Source organism: Oceanimonas pelagia (assembly GCF_030849025.1).
In the GTDB taxonomy this organism is placed as follows: Bacteria; Pseudomonadota; Gammaproteobacteria; order Enterobacterales; family Aeromonadaceae; genus Oceanimonas; species Oceanimonas pelagia.
Genome location: NZ_CP118224.1, coordinates 542,762 through 558,852, shown reverse-complemented (window position 1 = coordinate 558,852; position 16,091 = coordinate 542,762). Strand labels below are relative to the sequence as shown.

The following is a 16,091-nucleotide window of genomic DNA, read 5'->3' as shown; positions in this document are numbered from 1 at the left end:
CGCGAGTATATCCGAGGGTGTCACGTGGCACAGCGGACAATGATACTTTTGTTGATCCACATCAAACAGCCTCTACTGGCTCAGATGGCCATGACCGTCGAATCAATGAAAGTCATACTGAAGAGCTACTCTCAAGAGCTGCTGCCACTTTCTTGATAATCGTCTGTCGGTTAAAGGGCTTGATGATAAAACTGCAGGCACCAAGGTTGATGCATTCGAGAATGACATCCCGTTGGTTATACCCGCTCGTAATGATGATGGGAATATTCTTGCTCAGGGGAGACGTTTTTATCAGACGGGTGGTTTCAATGCCATTAATGCCTGGCATCATGATATCCATTAGAATCAGATCCGGCGTACTATGCTGTAACATGCCAATGGCCTCTTCACCGCTGGCGGAAAACTGCACATCATAGTCATCACTTCTAAGCAGTGCGACCAGCAGATTACGTTGAAAGGCATCATCTTCCACTACCAGAATACTGGCTTTAGTTTCTCCTCTCTTTTTATTTAAACGTCGGGATGTTCTGTCACTTTGATGTGAAAATGAGTCAAAGTCACGGGTGGCTTTTCTGATACTTTTTATCCCCCCTCTCAGTTGCTCGAGATCAAAAACTACCGACTTCCGCCAACCATCACCGTGTTTGGCCATGAAGGTATCATTGATATAACCTTCCACCCGGTCAACAGCATGATTAACCTGCAGTGTAAAGTTACTGCTTTCCTTCAACTGTCTGGCCAACAGCGCTTCCAGATTAACAAGGTGATTTCGCTGTTCGCGCGTTACCTTGTCCTTTTCGCGCAAGTGATGAATTTTGTCCAGTTCAACCAATGCCTGATGTATCGACATCAATAAACGGAACGGATCATAAGAAAGAGGCCAGAATACCACATAATTGTCAAACTTACCGTCGCGACAATAGTCATAGGCTACTTTTGCCTCATGCTTATTGCATAACAACAGGGCCTTGTGAGGTAAAAGATTAATCTTTTTACTGTGACGGCATAGCAAATCATATACCTCGCCGGATTGAACAACCTCATTGTATGCCAGCACCAATACACAAGCACCAGATGCATCAAATTCTTTGACAACATGCTCCGTCGATGTGCATATGATCAGTCGTTCAAACTCAGGTATCAGCATCTGACTGATGATTTCTGCCGTACTGTTGCTTCCCGTAGCGACAAAAACGTCGGCGCTTCCTTTGATAACCATCACTACCCTTCACCTTAAAGTCATATTTTTACCGCAATAACAGGGTGCTCATTCCTTGGAAGCCACTCAAGTACCGTCTCTATTGGCATGGGCCTTGCCAGCAGAAACCCCTGGGCAAAATTGCAACCAGTGCTTTTCAGTAAATTCAAATCATCAATGTTCTCCACCCCTTCGGCCACGACAGTCATACCAAGGTCTTTGGCCATGGCAACGGTAGAGTTATATATATTACGTTTTGACACGCTTTCACTGATGCCATCAATAAATGAACGATCCAGCTTCAATTCATCAAAGGGATAGTCCCTTAGCTGACGTAGGCTGGAATATCCTGTCCCATAATCATCGATGGACAGACCAAACCCCAGCATTTTTAATCGTGTCAGTATTTCCAGAGGCTGACGCCTGTCATTCAGCACGTGGCTTTCCGTGACCTCAAAGGTGATCCGACGAGGAGAAACACCATGCTCCAGCACCAGATGGTAAAGGCCCGTCATTACCTCGGGCGATGACAGGCTCAGCATGGATATATTGATCGACACCGACAATGGCTCCTCAGCCTGCAAGCAGGCTCGGCAATCCCGCAGAGCATTTTCCACAACCAAGTGAGTAAGCGCATCAATATGGCCATAATGCTCTGCCGCTCCAATAAACCGGTCGGGCCCCATCAGCCCCAGCCCGGGGTACTGCCACCGAACCAGCGCCTCCAGCCCGGCTACGGCGCCGCTGGCAAGACAGATTTTGGGCTGGTAGTGGTTAACCAGCTCGCGCTGCTCAATGGCGGCAGCAAGCTCACGACCAGCAGGCTGCCACTCATGGCGGCCGGCTTGAATGCCCTTGTCATCAAGTCGTTCAAACAGCTCGGCCAGACTGGACTGAGTGGCCGGTTTTTCTATATGCCCTACCAGGTTGACTTTGCACGCTCTGGATAACTCAATGGAAGAGTGCAGTATTTTCTTGTCCTGGCCACTGACCAATACCAAATCACCATTGAACTGCATGTTTTCCAGCTCTCTGATCAGGGCCAGTCCGTCCATGCCAGGCATGTTGATATCCAGAAAAACCAGATCGGGAACATGGTTCTCATCCTTTATCAACCGCAGGGCATCCGTTGCACTTTCGACGCCCCTGACATTCGAAAAACCCAGCTTTTTTAAATGATGAATTAACAGCTTGAGTGACACCACATCATCGTCGACAACCAATATGTCCATAACAGTCTGCCCCGTGATTATTTTTTATTAAGTTTCAGAAATTCGATCACTCGTGCGGCTTCCATTTCCAGCCGTTGCACACGGTTCCGGGATAATTGCTGCGGATCAGTATGACAGGTCACTTCCACTTGATGGCACACGTCGCCAAGCGCCAGGGCCCCCACCGAGCGGGAAGAGGACTTCATGCTGTGTACGAGTTCTTCCAGACGCTTTATATCACCGATATCAGCGGCCTCGCGCACTTCCCGTATCTGCCGCTCCAGCTGCTGTTGATAGTCTTGCAGTAATTCTGCGCACAGTGCTTCATCACCCCCCACCAGTTCTCTGAGAACACCGGCATCTACCGGCTCGTTTACCGGCTCAGACTGAGTTTTTGTCATTGCCGGTGAAGACAGTGGCGCCGATAGCCAGCGGCCAAGCATCTCCTTCAGTTTCTCCAGCTCTACCGGTTTGCTCAGGTAATCATTCATTCCCGCTTCCAGGCAGCGGGCCATGTCTTCCTTGAAGGCATTGGCCGTGAGGGCAATGATGGGAATGGATGCCTGGCTGCCATCCTCCTGACGCAGCCTTCTGGTCAGTTGATAACCGTCCATTTCCGGCATGTTGAGATCGGTAAGCAGCAGATCATAATGATGCTGCCGGTAAAGCGCGAGAGCGACGGCCCCATTGTCGGCCATATCGGCCTCATAACCCAAGAGCGCCAGCTGTTGCCAAATGACCTTTTGATTCACCACATTGTCTTCGGCCACCAGAATGCGCGCCCCCGGCCGCGGCGCCAGTGTTTCCCTGGCCTTCGCCCGGGCCATCAGGGCCTGTTTGTCGGGCAGCTCAACATAGCCGGCGGCTCCGGCCACGGCTTCAATAAAGGCCGCCCTTCTGAGCACATTGGCATCGAGCATCACATGATCATCGGCCACCTTTCTCGCACGCCGGCGAGCACCGCGCTCCAGCGTAACAAAACTTACCCTGTGCTCGGGCCATGCCGCTGCCGCCTGCCTGAGCTGCGCCACAGGAAATCTCTGGCGGGTGGCATCATAAATCCAGATACAGCGCCCTTCTGGATAGAGGTCACGCAGTTGGCGGGCAGACTCGATATCGGGGGCAAAATGCACTCGCGCCCGTTCATGCCTGAGGTAACACAGCAGATCTTCAGATACCCCCTGATTGCCACCAATCACCAGGCAACCCAGCCCGTCGAGCCGAGTGTCGTACCGGGGGCTGGGGCTATATTCATGCTCAAGCTCGAACGGCAGCGTCACCGTAAAGCAACTGCCCCGTTCGGGCTCGCTCTGCACCTGAATATCACCGTTCAGCAGGGTGATCAAATGATGACTGATGGTCAGCCCCAGTCCGGTGCCGCCAAAGCGACGGGTAGTGCCCGAGTCGGCCTGGGTAAAGGCCTCGAAAATACTGGCAATGGCCTCCTGGCTCATACCCACGCCATTGTCGGCCACCTCAAACTGGACCACGATGGACGAACGGCCGTTGTCCGACAGGCTGGCCCGTACCGAAACCTTGCCCGGCTTCCTGATACTGCTGAACTTGATGGCATTGCTGACCAGATTAAGCAGGATCTGTCGCAAACGCAGGCTGTCGGAAATCACCCGCTCGGGCAGTGAGGGATCCACAAACAGCATGAGCTCCACCCCCTGGGCACTGGCCTGCTGATCCAGCGCCACACAGGTTTGTTCAATCATGTGAATGATATCAAAGGGCGTTTTTTCCAGCTCCACCTTGCCGGACTCGATTTTGGAAAACTCCAGAATCGCATTGATCAGCTCTTTCAGCGACAGGGCGGAATACTGAATGATATCCAGGATCTCTTGTTGCCGGCGGGTCAGATCGGTCCTGGCCATCACATCCAGCATGCCGATCACGCCATTGAGCGGCGTTCTAATCTCATGGCTCATGGTGGCCAGAAAATAGGACTTGGACTGATTGGCCCGCTCGGCTTCCTGTCTGGCCTGCACCAACTCGGCAGTTCGCTCCCTGACCCTGTCTTCGAGTTGCCCTGTCAGGGCTTTCAGCTCCTGAGTACGTTCGTCTACCAGGCCTTCCAGCGACTGGTTCATGGCCAACAGCATCTGGCCGCTTTTTTTCAGATTATCTTCTGCGGTTTTGCGTTCGGTGATATCAATGGCGGAAATGATCACCTTTTCCACTTCCCCCCGACCACCGGAAATCGGGATCACGTTTACATCCACAAAAAACGGCTGGCGGGATTGTCGGTAAAGCATGAAATCCCTTCGTGTACGAAGACCTTGCCAGGCCCTGTTAAGATCCCGTTTCAACTGTTGCCTGGCGGCCGGCAGGTTCTGCAGCCAGGGGATATCGGTAATCTGCCGCCCCAGCAGTTGCTGTTTGTGTCCCCCATAGTCATTGAGCAGTGACTGGTTGACCTTGGTAACACGGCCGGCGGCGTCAACTTCAACAATGTAATTGGTCAGGCTGTCCAGAATGCCGGCCAGCTCCATTCTGGTTTTTTTCAAGGCTTCGGTGCGCCTGGCAATTCGTTGCACTGTGCGCACATTATGGAGCTGGGTATTGACGACATAGGAGGTCACCAGCAGCATCAGTACCATTCCGCCCAGCATCCAGAGTTGCATAAAAAGTGACTGGGCCGGCTGCCAGGGACTCACAGACCAGCTTTTCATCAAAAAGGTTCTGTCGGCAAGATATTCCGGGTGATTAAACCAGTCGGGCGCCCTGTTTTTTTGCGCCGGACCGCGGTTATCCAGAATGGTCACGGGATCCGTGCCATCGTGTGCGGTCATGGTCACGCACACGCTAACGCCACGGGCTTCCATGCTGTGCGCCAACGCTTTGGCCAGCTCGTCGAAATAGATCAGCACGCTGGCAAAGCCAAGAAAAGAACCTTGCCTTTCCTGAGGCGAAGCCTGCTCGGCATTAAAACCGGGCATATAGACCGGCATCAGATAACGCCAGTCATCGGGTCTTTCGGGCTCTTCGGCATGAATGGCACTGCGCCGCAGCAACACAGTCCTGCCGCTGGCAATGGCCTGCTCCAGTGCGGCAGCCTGTTCGGTGCTGCCCAAATCAAAGCCAGCCATGGGAAGGCGGCCGCGAGGAACAACCATCAAGGCAAAGGGATAATACATCGCTCTGGAGCCGGCATATTGCAGGCCGCCCCGCCCATCCTGCTCACGAATGGCAATTCCCGCTTCGCCCTCAAAACGGGCACGCTCAGCAGCAGAAACCCGAGGGATCCAGGCCAGCCCTTCTATGCCCTCTTTATTCAGCAGGCGCCGGGCATAGTAATCAAATTCTGCCGGCTCCACCTTATGACTGCTGAGCATAAAAGCGGCGAGCGCCTTGATGATTTCGTCCAGCGACAACAGGGCGCTTTCAAAGTGCTCATGCAACAAATCACTCAACATGGAAAACTGTTGATCACTTTCCGACTTTTCGGCCCTGGCCAGGCTGATGTTCGCCACCACCAGCAGCAAGCCGACCACCAGCGGCAGCAACCTGAGCCTGAGGCTGTCAAAACGACGTTTTCGGTTACCCGTGATACTGGCGTTGTGAATAAAGGGCACGACCGCAAACAACGCCAGACATTCCGACATCCAAGGTCAGCCAGTTACCGATCAGAACCCCTTCAGACTGGGGCTGATACCACTGCAAACTGACAATGCCCGGAGTGGCCGACAGAGCCGCAGCCACCGGCACCGCCAGAAACAACCGCCAGATAATACGGCCTTCTCCCAGACGCCTGGTGCGCTCCAGCATCAATGGCTGCAGCAAGATAACGCTGACCAGAGCCATCAGCAGGGAGCCGAGTGCAGTGGCACCTGTAACCAACAACAGTTCCGGCTCGGCAGCATGCCCGGTAATCCAGGTTTTGTGCAACATGTCTGCCGACCAGGCCGCCAGCCAGATCACGTAACAATATCGCCGCCCCCACAAGCTCAGGCAGTACACGGCAAGTCCCGTTGCCGGCCAGATGGGGGCACTGTAAAAGGGCGGCACCGCCAGCCACATACCCAGCTCGGCAAGGGCAAAATACCCGCCAAACAACAGCACTGCTCTTAGCCATGACTGCTGCGTAATTCCCGACGCCAGGCGTTGTTCTGAGCGAAGGTTTTTTTGAACCGACCAAAACACAATGGGCCACCACTTTGAGAACATATCCTGACCCGGGCCAGATTGAATGGGAAACCGTCCCTTGATAATGCGGCATGAACGCCTGACAGACCCGCCACCATACGACTTTGATCTTAAATGAGTATCAACAGTGTTACAAGAATGTCAAAAACAATCGGTATTTATACCAGCCAGAGACATGCTGCAATCCCCCCTGATATGGCAGGTCTCACCAAGGATAGTCTTACTACCTACAAACCGGAGATATGTATACTCACCGGTTCACAAAAGTATGCCGCACAATAAAAAATGTCTGCTTCCAGCCTCCGACATATACGGTTAAACGTTCGGGAGAGCTGTGGCATTATCGGCATTCCTCTTTTCAGACACAGTTACTCATCATGCTTTCGGTATTCTGGCAATTTTTTATGCTGGGCTGGGTCAGTTTTGGCGGACCGGCCGCCCATATCGGTTATTTTCAGCGTCATTTCGTGCAAAAGCTGGGCTGGTTGCCTCAGGAGCGCTTTGCCGCCACCCTGGCGCTGTGCCAGTTTTTGCCGGGTCCGGCTTCCAGCCAGCTGGGGTTTGCCATCGGTTACCAGCGCGCCGGCCTGGGCGGTGCCATCGCCGCCTTTGTGGGCTTTACCCTGCCGTCCTTTGTGCTGATGCTGGCCCTGGCGCTGCTGGGCCGGCAATACGCCGGCTCGGCCATCACCCTGGCAGTGGTGAGCGGTCTCAAGCTGTTTGCGCTGGTGGTGGTGGCCGACGCCGTGCTGACCATGGCCGGCCAGTTCTGCCGCCAGCGCCTGCCGCTCACCTTGGCGGTAGCCACCGCCGCCGGGCAGTGGCTGTGGCCGGGGCTGGCCGCCCAGTTTGCGGCGCTGCTGACAGCGGCGCTGATCGGCGCCCTTTGGCTGCGCCGGGGCAAGGGCGAGCCCGGGCATTCTCCTGTGCTTAACTGGCCCTTTCTGCTGCTGTTTGCCGGCCTGTTCCTGCTGCTGCCGCTGGTGACGAACACGGCTTCTGCCAGGCTCTTTGCCGACTTCTACCAGGCCGGCAGCCTGGTATTTGGCGGCGGCCATGTGGTGCTGCCTCTGCTGCAGAACCTGCTGGCGGACGAGCTGTCGAGCGAGGCGTTTCTCACCGGCTACGCCGCCGCCCAGGCCATGCCCGGTCCCATGTTCAGCCTGGCGGCCTTTCTCGGGGCCGAGCTGTTGCCGGCGAGCCCCCTGACCGGCGCACTGGTGGCCACCTTTGGCGTGTTTCTGCCGGGCTTCTTGCTGGTGCTGGCATTGCTGAACGGCTGGCAGACGCTGGCCTCAAACCCGCGCATGGCCGGGGCCATTGCCGGAGTGAATGCGTCTGTGGTGGGCTTGCTGCTGGCGGCCCTGTATCAGCCGGTATTTGTGGCCAGCATCACCGGTGCCCCGGCGCTGGCCGCCGCGGCACTGGGACTGCTGGCCCTGCGGGTATTTCGCTGTCCGCTGCTGGTCCTGATCCCGGCCTTTATGCTGCTGGGATTCTGGCTGTAACCGGCGTTACATCATGTTCCAGGGCACCTCCCGGGGAGCGGCCGGTCTGGTGGAGTGGAGCACCGCCTGAACCTTGTTCAGCAGCACCTGCCGGCTGAAGGGCTTGACGATAAAAGTGGAGGCGCCCAGCTGGACGCTCTCCACGATAACGTCCTTTTCGTTGTTTCCGCTGATCACGATAACGGGAACATGCCTGCTCCAGTCGTTCTGGCGCATGATCCTGATGGCATCCAGCCCGCTCATGCCCGGCATGTTGATATCCATCAGCACCAGATCCGGGGTTGTTTCCTGCAACAGCAGCAGGGCCTCTTCCGCCGAGGGCGCCACCAGCACCTGATAACCGCCGGCACTCAGCAGGGCCACCATCAGGTTGCGGTGAAAGGCATCATCCTCCACCACCAGTATGGTTCCCCTGAAGGTTTTAATATCGCTGAGGGCCGCTTTGGAGGACTGACAGTTTTTCCGGGAAAGGGCCTCAAAGCTGCTCGCCATGCGCCCCAGATTTTCCAGACGCTGATACAGAGCCTCAATGCCGGCGCCTTCCCGGTGGTCGCGGTCAGTGTCACGGAGCGGCCCGGCCTGGGCCGTCTGCTCATATTTCAGCGCCAGCACCGATTTCACCGTATCGGTCAGCGCGTGGCCACCTTCCAGCTGCCGGGCCATGATGGCCTCCAGCGCGGTGACCGCCTTGTGAAGATCCGCCAGCTTTTTTACCCTGTTTCGAGTGCGTTCCAGTTTGTCGAGCTCGCGAAACTCCTGCAGGATGGACATTTTCAGCCGGTGCGGATCATAGGCCATGGGCCAGAAGACGATGTAGTTGTCAAACACCCCCTTGCAGCAGAGGTCAAAGGCGCGCTCCACTTCAAACTTGTCACACAGCACCAGCAACCGGCAGGGCCGGCTATGCAGCCTTTGGCTCTGCTGACGCAGCCGTTCGTTGAGCTCCACCGCCTGCTCCACCTCGTTGAAGGCAAATACAATCACCTTTGCTTCGCTATCGTCAAAGGCCCTGACCATGTCGGCGGAAATGTCGGGAATAATCACCCGGCTCACCGCTCCCCGAAGAAGCGCGCTGACCGACTCCACTGTGCTGGTGTTGTTGGCGGCCAGAAACAGGGTGCCATTAAGTTCTCTGTGCATATTCCGATCTCCCTCAGCCGTTGCCCGCATGGGTCGTATGACGCTCCCCTTGAGTCATCTTCAGCCGCCCTGCCGGGCTCCGGTATTGCTCAAGAACGCGCTGCACCCGTTGCCGTTCGTTTTCGTAGTCCGACCACTCCCTCATTTGCCAGCAGTCCCTGCCCTTATGACAGGCGCGCTCCAGGAGCTGGCACAGCTCCCCCAGCCTGTTGGCCCCCACGGCCCGGGATGAGGACTTTAACGAATGCAGATGACGCTCAACGGCGTTGCCATTTTTCTGACCAATGGCCACCTGCAACTTTCGGTGTATTGCCTCCAGCTGGCCGAGGTAATCCCCTATCAGCTCGCTTTGCAGCTTTGCATCCCCTCCGGTCAGCTCTTCCAGCACGGACAGCCTGATGGTGTCGCTGCCTGCTTCACCCTCTTCGGACGGCACGCTCTGGTCCGCCTGCGCTGCCGGCAGCGGCAGCCATTTGTCGAGCATGGCCTGCAATTGCGGCAGATGAACCGGTTTGATCAGGCAGTCGCTGAGTCCGGCACTGTACATGTTTTCAATGTCCTCTCTGAAGCCGTTGCCGGTCAGGGCTATCACGGGAATATTGCTGCCGCTCGCCCGAATACGACGGGTCAGCTGATATCCGTTCATGTGTGGCATGCGAATATCGGTAAACACCAAATCAAAGCGTTCCTGGTCAAACAGGGCCAGAGCCTCGCTGCCGTTGGCGGCAATCTCGGCACTGACCCCCAGCACGTCCAGCTGACGGGCTATCACCTTTTGGTTGACGTCGTTATCCTCCGCCACCAGAACCCGGCAGTGGCGCCTTGCCGGCGGAACGTGCTGCCGGTCTTGCACCTGGCCGGCCAGCCCCGACACCGGCGGCGCATGGCCGGCGGCGACCGCCACGGCCTCGACCAGGGCCGCACAGCCGAGCACATTGGCATCCAGCATAAAGGCGTTATCGCCGCATTGCCGTACCCGCCGCCGGTTACCCCGCTCCAGCACCAGCAGGCGAACCGGGCCCTGCCAGCGGGCGACATGGCGCCGGATCATTGCCAGATCCGCATGCCGCCTGCCCGAGTCATGGACCCAGACGCAAGGGCCGGCCGGCAGCAGGCCGGTCATGGCCACCGCCTCATTCAAATTACGGGCAAACAGCACCTCGGCCCCGGCATGCCTAAGGTAATGAAACAGCTCATGCTCCACACCGTCATTGCCCCCGATCACCAGACAGGACAGACCTTTCAGCAACGGAATGGCCGGCGGTGCCGTTCCGCTCAGCCCCACCGGCAATACCACGGTAAAACAACTGCCCTCCCCCGAGCGGCTGCGCAGAAAAATGGCGCCACCCAGCAGCCTGATCAAATGATGAGTGATGGCCAGCCCCAGACCGCTGCCCTGAAACTGGCCGATGCTTGTTTCATCCTGGCGGGCGAAATAATCGAAAATGTTTTCCTTGAAGCTTTCATCCACTCCTATGCCGTTGTCGCTGACCTCCAGATTAAGCAGGGCCCTGTCTTTTCGCCGGGCAGACAGGGTGGCCCGTAAGGACACACGGCCCGAGGCGCTGCCGCTGGAAAATTTGATGGCATTGCTCAGCAAATTGGTGAGGATCTGGCAGATCCTCAACCGGTCGCCGCACACCTGCTCTGGAATGGCAGGATCCACAAACACCCGAAGCTCCACGCCCTGTTGCTCCGCCTGCTGTTGTTGCAGCAAACAGGTCTGCTCCACCACCTGGGTGATCGACAGTGGCGCGGACGCTATTTCCAGCTTGCCCGCCTCAATACGGGACAGCAGCAGAATATCGCTGGTCAGCTCCGCCAGGCTGTTGGCAGAAAACCTGATCACCTGCAGCATCTCCCGCTGATCGGCAGTCAGTCCGGTGCAGGCCAGCACGTCCAGCATGCCTACCACTCCATTGAGAGGCGTACGGATCTCATGACTCATGCTGGCCAGGAAGTGGGATTTGGAGCGATTGGCAGACTCCGCCTGCTCGGTTGCCCGTTGCAGCTCCAGGGTGCGCCTGGCCACGCGCTGGTCAAGCTCCTGATGCAGCTGCCGCAGGCGCTGTTTTTTTCGTTTTGCCGCCCGCAGGCCGCTGCGGCGCAGGTGCAGCAAACGTACATGCTGCTGCATGCTGGCCAGCACAAACCATACCGTCGACAACATCACCAACATGCAGCCCAGACCGAGCCAGAGCACGGGGGAAAAAGCAGGGCGGGCCATCAACTCGCCGCCGGTGAGCAACAACATGATCATGCCCAGCAACAACAGGGGCAGCCATTGCAGGATCCGCACCTCGCTTTTTTCTGCCGCTGAAATCCGGTATGCGGGAGGCAGCACAAAGGGAGCAACCACCAGTACTCCCAGGGTATCGGTCGTCCACCAGAGCAGCCAGAGATCCGTCATGGCCTCGGCGGGCTGCGCCGGCTGCAGGTGCAGTCCTGCCAGCCCCAGACTGGCGGCCAGGGCACAGCCCAGGGGGATCACCAGCAAGGCTTTCAGCAGGGCCGTACGCATGTGTTGCCGCCGCCTCACTTCTCCCGCCTTTCGCAGGCTGGCGGCGGCCATGGTCGCCGCCAGCATGGCCCCGAGAGCCCCTCCCCCCGCCAACCACATGGCGGGTACACCGGGCGGCGTGCCCGCCGTCAAAAAACGGCCCAGCCAAAGGCCGGCGCTCAAGGTCAGCCACAACGGCAGGCGCCTGCCCCCTGCCATCAGGCCATACAACGCCAGAGCGGAAGCCGGCCAGACGACCGTTTCAAGGCTAAACAAGGCTGCCAGCCCGGTGCCCGACACCGACAACAGTAGGCCGCCGAGCAGCACCATTACCATTGGTCCCTTCATGCGTCTTCCTTACCCGTTTTGCCAACGGGCTCCCGTGCTTTGGGCTTATAGGTGTTACTCAAATGTATCCCAATTGAGTATTGACATTTTTACGGGACTTTCACGGTAGGGAGGATATTTTTAGCGGTTTTGCCGGCTGGCGCATTGTTTGCCTGTGCAGAAGACAGGAATTGAGCAGAAAGGAGAGAGGGACTGCGTCGTCGCCTGCGGCGTTGATACCGCAGGCGACCGTAGGGTTAAAAGGTAACCTTCACCGCGCCGGCGGCACGGCGGGCCTTTTCTCTTGCAGCATCGATGCTTTCACTCAGGGCCAGGGCCACGCCCATGCGGCGGCGGCCGTGAATTTCCGGCTTGCCGAACAGGCGCAGCTCGGTGTCGGGCTCGGCCAGGGCCTCGCTCAGGTTACCAAAGGTGGTCTGGGTCGAGCTGCCTTCCGGCAGGATCACCGCCGAGGCCGCCGGGCCATGCTGGCGAATGGCGGGAATGGGCAGGCCGAGAATAGCGCGGGCGTGCAGGGCGAATTCCGACAAATTCTGGGAGATCAGCGTCACCATGCCGGTGTCGTGGGGCCGGGGCGAGACTTCGCTGAACAGCACCTCGTCACCGCGAATAAACAGCTCCACGCCGAACAGACCACGGCCCCCCAGCGCGGATGTGACTTTTTCCGCCATGGCTTCGGCCGCCGCCAGCGCCGCCGGGCTCATGGCCTGGGGCTGCCAGGACTCCCGGTAATCGCCGTCCACCTGCACATGGCCGATGGGGGCGCAGAAGCCGGTGCCCCCGGCATGACGCACGGTGAGCAGGGTAATTTCGTAGTCGAACTGCACAAAGCCTTCCACTATCACCCGGCCGGCGCGGCCGCCTTCCTGGGCGTAGTGCCAGGCGGCGTCGATGTCGGCCTCGGCTTTCACCGTGCTCTGGCCCTTGCCCGACGAGCTCATGATCGGCTTGACCACACAGGGCAGGCCGATCTCGGCCACGGCGGCACGGAATTCCTCCCGAGTGCCGGCAAAGCGGTAGGGGGATGTGGCCAGCCCCAGCTCTTCCGCCGCCAGCCGGCGAATGCCTTCCCGGTTCATGGTGAGCTGAGTGGCGCGGGCGGTGGGCACCACGGTAAAGCCCTCATTCTCCAGCTCGCCAAGAGTATCGGTGGCAATGGCTTCTATCTCCGGCACGATCAGGTGGGGCTGCTCTTGTTCGATAACGGCACGCAGGGCGGCGCCATCGAGCATGGAGATCACATGGGAACGATGAGCCACCTGCATGGCCGGGGAGTTGGGGTAGCGATCCACCACGATCACTTCAACGCCCAGGCGCTGCAGCTCGATCACCACTTCCTTGCCCAGCTCACCGCCGCCGCACATCAAAACCCGGGTGGCAGTTGCCGACAGGGGGGTACCCAGAGTTGTCATAACGGAGTTCCTGTTTTGTGAGAAAGCGCACATTGTACCAAGTCGGGTCCATTAAGTGACCCCGCATGAGCGGGGCCAAACTTAACAAGATCCCGGCTCGAAGGCCGGCATGACGGCATTTTTTACGCCATACCGGGCTTGGCCCGGTATTCGGCTTACCCCGCGGGCGACAACCGCTTCAGCCGCAGGGCATTGGTCACCACAAACACGCTGGACAGCGCCATGGCGGCAGCGGCCAGCATGGGCGACAGCAGCAGGCCAAGGGCCGGGTAAAGCACGCCGGCGGCCACCGGGATCAGGCACACATTGTAGGCGAAGGCCCAGAACAGGTTCTGGCGAATGTTGCGCAGGGTGGCCCGGCTGATGGCCAGCGCCTGGGGCACGGCACGCAAGTCGCCCCGCATCAGCACCACCTGTGCCGCCTCGATGGCGATGTCGGTGCCGGTGCCAATGGCCAGACCCACGTCCGCCGCCGCCAGCGCCGGGGCATCGTTGATGCCGTCGCCCACAAAGGCCACGGCACCGTGTTGCTGGCGCAGGTGCTTCAGCGCCTCGACCTTGCCGTCGGGCATCACCTCGGCCTCCACCGCATCAATGCCCAGCTCGTCGGCAATGGCCCGGGCCGTGCCCTGATTGTCGCCGGTGATCATGGCTACTTTCAGCCCCAGATCATGCAGGGCGGCAATGGCGGCGGGGGTACCTTGCTTGACCTTGTCGGCCACCGCCAGAATGGCCGCCGGTTTGCCGTCGATGGCGGCATAAAGGGGCGTTTTGCCCTCGCTGGCCAGTCGTTGGGCGGCACCGGCAAACACCGACAGATCCATATTCAGGGACTTGAGGTAGCGATCGGCGCCCACGTCTACGCGCACACCGTCGACCTTTGCCCTCACCCCCATGCCGGTAACGGTGTCGAAGTCGCTCACCTCGGGCAGGCTCAGGTTGCGCTCTCTGGCCGCCGCCACCAGTGCCTCGGCAATGGGATGCTCGGAGCGCCGCTCCACCGCGGCGATGTGCGCCAGCACGGCGTCTTCGTCAAAGCCTTCATTAACGTGCAAATCGGTAAGCTGGGGCTTGCCTTCGGTCAGGGTGCCGGTCTTGTCAAAAGCGATCACCTTGACGCCGTGCAGGGCCTGCAGCGCCTCCCCCTTTCGAAACAACACCCCCAGCTCGGCGGCCCGGCCGGTGCCCACCATAATGGAGGTGGGCGTGGCCAGCCCCATGGCGCAGGGGCAGGCGATGATCAGCACCGCCACCCCGTTCACCAGGGCAAAGCTGAGCGCCGGCGCCGGCCCCAGCCACCACCAGAGCACAAAGGTGAATGCCGCCAGTCCCATGACCACGGGCACGAACACTCCGGTCACCTTGTCCACCAGCGCCTGAATGGGCAGCTTGGCCCCCTGGGCCTGTTCCACCATGCGAATGATTTGCGAAAGCCTTGTCTGTTTGCCCACCCGGGTCACCTCCACCAGCAGGGAGCCCTTGCTGTTGACGGTGCCGCCGGTGACCTCACTGCCCTTGCCTTTTTCTACCGGCTCCGGCTCGCCGGTGAGCATGGACTCGTCCACCCAGGAGCTGCCTTCAATCACGGTGCCGTCCACCGGTATGCGCTCGCCCGGGCGCACCCGCACTCGGTCCTTGACCCTGACCCGTTCCAGGGGCACGTCTTCACTGTGGCCGTCGCGCTCCACCCGGGCGGTGGGCGCCTGCAGGCTGAGCAGCTTTTTAATGGCCTCGCCGGTGCGGCCCTTGGCGCGAGCCTCGAGAAAGCGCCCCAGCAAAATCAGGGTGACGATCACCGCCGCCGCCTCGAAATACACCTGGCGGCTGCCGGCGGGCAGCCAGTGGCCGGCAAAGGTGGCCACGGTGGAATAGCCCCAGGCCGCCAGGCCACCCAGCGCCACCAGGGAATTCATCTCGGGCGCGCCCTTCAGCAGTGCCGGCAGCCCTTTTTTCAGAAACAGGAAACCCGGACCAAACAGCACCAGGGTGGCCAGCACAAACTGCAGCTGCCAGTTCAGCGTCTGGCCCAGGGTGGCTTCAACCCAGTGATGCATGCCGGGCACAAAGTGGGCCCCCATTTCCAGCACAAACACCGGCAGGGTAAGCACGGCAGCAACAAGCAGGGAGCGTTTCAGTGACTGTTGCTCCCGCTCACGGCCATCGTTCTCATCGGCTTTGGGGGCATCGTCGGCGGCCTCGGCGCTGAAGCCGGCCTTTGCCACCGCGGCGCTCAGGGCGCTGACATCCTGACTGCCGACAAGCAGCTCCACATACGCCCGGCCGGCGGCCAGATTCACATTGGCCGACAGCACCCCGGGCAGCCGGCTTAATACCTTTTCTACCCGGCCGGTGCAGGACGCGCAGCTCATGCCCTCAATCACCAGCTCCACCTGCTCCAGCGGGCACTGGTAGCCGGCCTTTTCCACCGCCGCCACCAGCTCGGCGGTGGCGGCACTCTGTGCCACTTCCAGCTCGGCACTGTTGGTGGCTAGGTTGACGCTGGCCGAGCGCACGCCTTCCACTGCCCCCAGCGCCTTTTCCACCCGGGACACGCAGGAGGCGCAGCTCATGCCCTCGATGGGCAGACGCAGTTCCGCTGTTTTTGTGGTCATGGCCGCCTCCGTG

At 59.1% G+C, this 16,091-nt stretch carries 9 protein-coding genes; 1 reads left to right on the top strand and 8 read right to left on the bottom strand.

The window, feature by feature from the left end:
- Nucleotides 1–112: 112 nt before the first annotated feature.
- Genes PU634_RS02560 through PU634_RS02545 form a run of 4 tightly spaced genes read right to left on the bottom strand, consistent with a single transcriptional unit; the run spans nucleotide 113 to nucleotide 6,579 of the window.
- Nucleotides 113–1,219, bottom strand: coding sequence for a response regulator (locus PU634_RS02560; protein ID WP_306763647.1), 1,107 nt, complete (start codon nucleotides 1,217–1,219; stop codon nucleotides 113–115).
- 20 nt (nucleotides 1,220–1,239) lie between these two features.
- The gene (locus tag PU634_RS02555) at nucleotides 1,240–2,430 is read right to left on the bottom strand and encodes an EAL domain-containing response regulator (RefSeq protein WP_306762511.1); all 1,191 of its coding nucleotides are present in this window, start codon (nucleotides 2,428–2,430) and stop codon (nucleotides 1,240–1,242) included.
- 17 nt (nucleotides 2,431–2,447) lie between these two features.
- On the bottom strand, nucleotides 2,448–6,017 hold the full coding sequence (locus tag PU634_RS02550; RefSeq protein WP_306762510.1) for a response regulator: 3,570 nt from the start codon (nucleotides 6,015–6,017) through the stop codon (nucleotides 2,448–2,450).
- Nucleotides 5,953–6,579, bottom strand: coding sequence for an MASE1 domain-containing protein (locus tag PU634_RS02545; RefSeq protein ID WP_306762509.1), 627 nt, complete (start codon nucleotides 6,577–6,579; stop codon nucleotides 5,953–5,955). The genes PU634_RS02550 and PU634_RS02545 overlap by 65 nt, the downstream gene beginning before the upstream one ends.
- A gap of 356 nt (nucleotides 6,580–6,935) precedes the next feature.
- Between PU634_RS02545 and chrA the strand changes: the two genes are divergently transcribed.
- Entirely contained in the window at nucleotides 6,936–8,066 is a 1,131-nt protein-coding gene (gene chrA, locus PU634_RS02540) for a chromate efflux transporter (RefSeq protein ID WP_306762508.1), read from the top strand.
- 6 nt (nucleotides 8,067–8,072) lie between these two features.
- Here chrA and PU634_RS02535 read toward each other — a convergent pair whose 3' ends face one another.
- From PU634_RS02535 to PU634_RS02520, 4 genes are all read right to left on the bottom strand, one after another.
- Nucleotides 8,073–9,206 (bottom strand): response regulator, encoded by a 1,134-nt coding sequence (locus PU634_RS02535; RefSeq protein WP_306762507.1) that lies wholly within the window; start codon nucleotides 9,204–9,206, stop codon nucleotides 8,073–8,075.
- A gap of 13 nt (nucleotides 9,207–9,219) precedes the next feature.
- Nucleotides 9,220–12,054: a response regulator gene (locus tag PU634_RS02530; protein ID WP_306762506.1), complete on the bottom strand. Its 2,835-nt coding sequence runs from the start codon at nucleotides 12,052–12,054 to the stop codon at nucleotides 9,220–9,222.
- 236 nt (nucleotides 12,055–12,290) lie between these two features.
- On the bottom strand, nucleotides 12,291–13,466 hold the full coding sequence (gene purT / locus PU634_RS02525; protein WP_306762505.1) for a formate-dependent phosphoribosylglycinamide formyltransferase: 1,176 nt from the start codon (nucleotides 13,464–13,466) through the stop codon (nucleotides 12,291–12,293).
- A gap of 155 nt (nucleotides 13,467–13,621) precedes the next feature.
- Entirely contained in the window at nucleotides 13,622–16,078 is a 2,457-nt protein-coding gene (locus PU634_RS02520) for a heavy metal translocating P-type ATPase (RefSeq protein WP_306762504.1), read from the bottom strand.
- Nucleotides 16,079–16,091: the final 13 nt, after the last annotated feature.

Bases quoted from the DNA above. Each gene is read 5' to 3' on its own strand.
- PU634_RS02560 (WP_306763647.1), bottom strand. From the start codon at position 1,219: ATGGTTATCAAAGGAAGCGCCGACGTTTTTGTCGCTACGGGAAGCAAC.
- PU634_RS02555 (WP_306762511.1), bottom strand. From the start codon at position 2,430: ATGGACATATTGGTTGTCGACGATGATGTGGTGTCACTCAAGCTGTTA.
- PU634_RS02550 (WP_306762510.1), bottom strand. From the start codon at position 6,017: ATGTCGGAATGTCTGGCGTTGTTTGCGGTCGTGCCCTTTATTCACAAC.
- PU634_RS02545 (WP_306762509.1), bottom strand. From the start codon at position 6,579: ATGTTCTCAAAGTGGTGGCCCATTGTGTTTTGGTCGGTTCAAAAAAAC.
- chrA (WP_306762508.1), top strand. From the start codon at position 6,936: ATGCTTTCGGTATTCTGGCAATTTTTTATGCTGGGCTGGGTCAGTTTT.
- PU634_RS02535 (WP_306762507.1), bottom strand. From the start codon at position 9,206: ATGCACAGAGAACTTAATGGCACCCTGTTTCTGGCCGCCAACAACACC.
- PU634_RS02530 (WP_306762506.1), bottom strand. From the start codon at position 12,054: ATGAAGGGACCAATGGTAATGGTGCTGCTCGGCGGCCTACTGTTGTCG.
- purT (WP_306762505.1), bottom strand. From the start codon at position 13,466: ATGACAACTCTGGGTACCCCCCTGTCGGCAACTGCCACCCGGGTTTTG.
- PU634_RS02520 (WP_306762504.1), bottom strand. From the start codon at position 16,078: ATGACCACAAAAACAGCGGAACTGCGTCTGCCCATCGAGGGCATGAGC.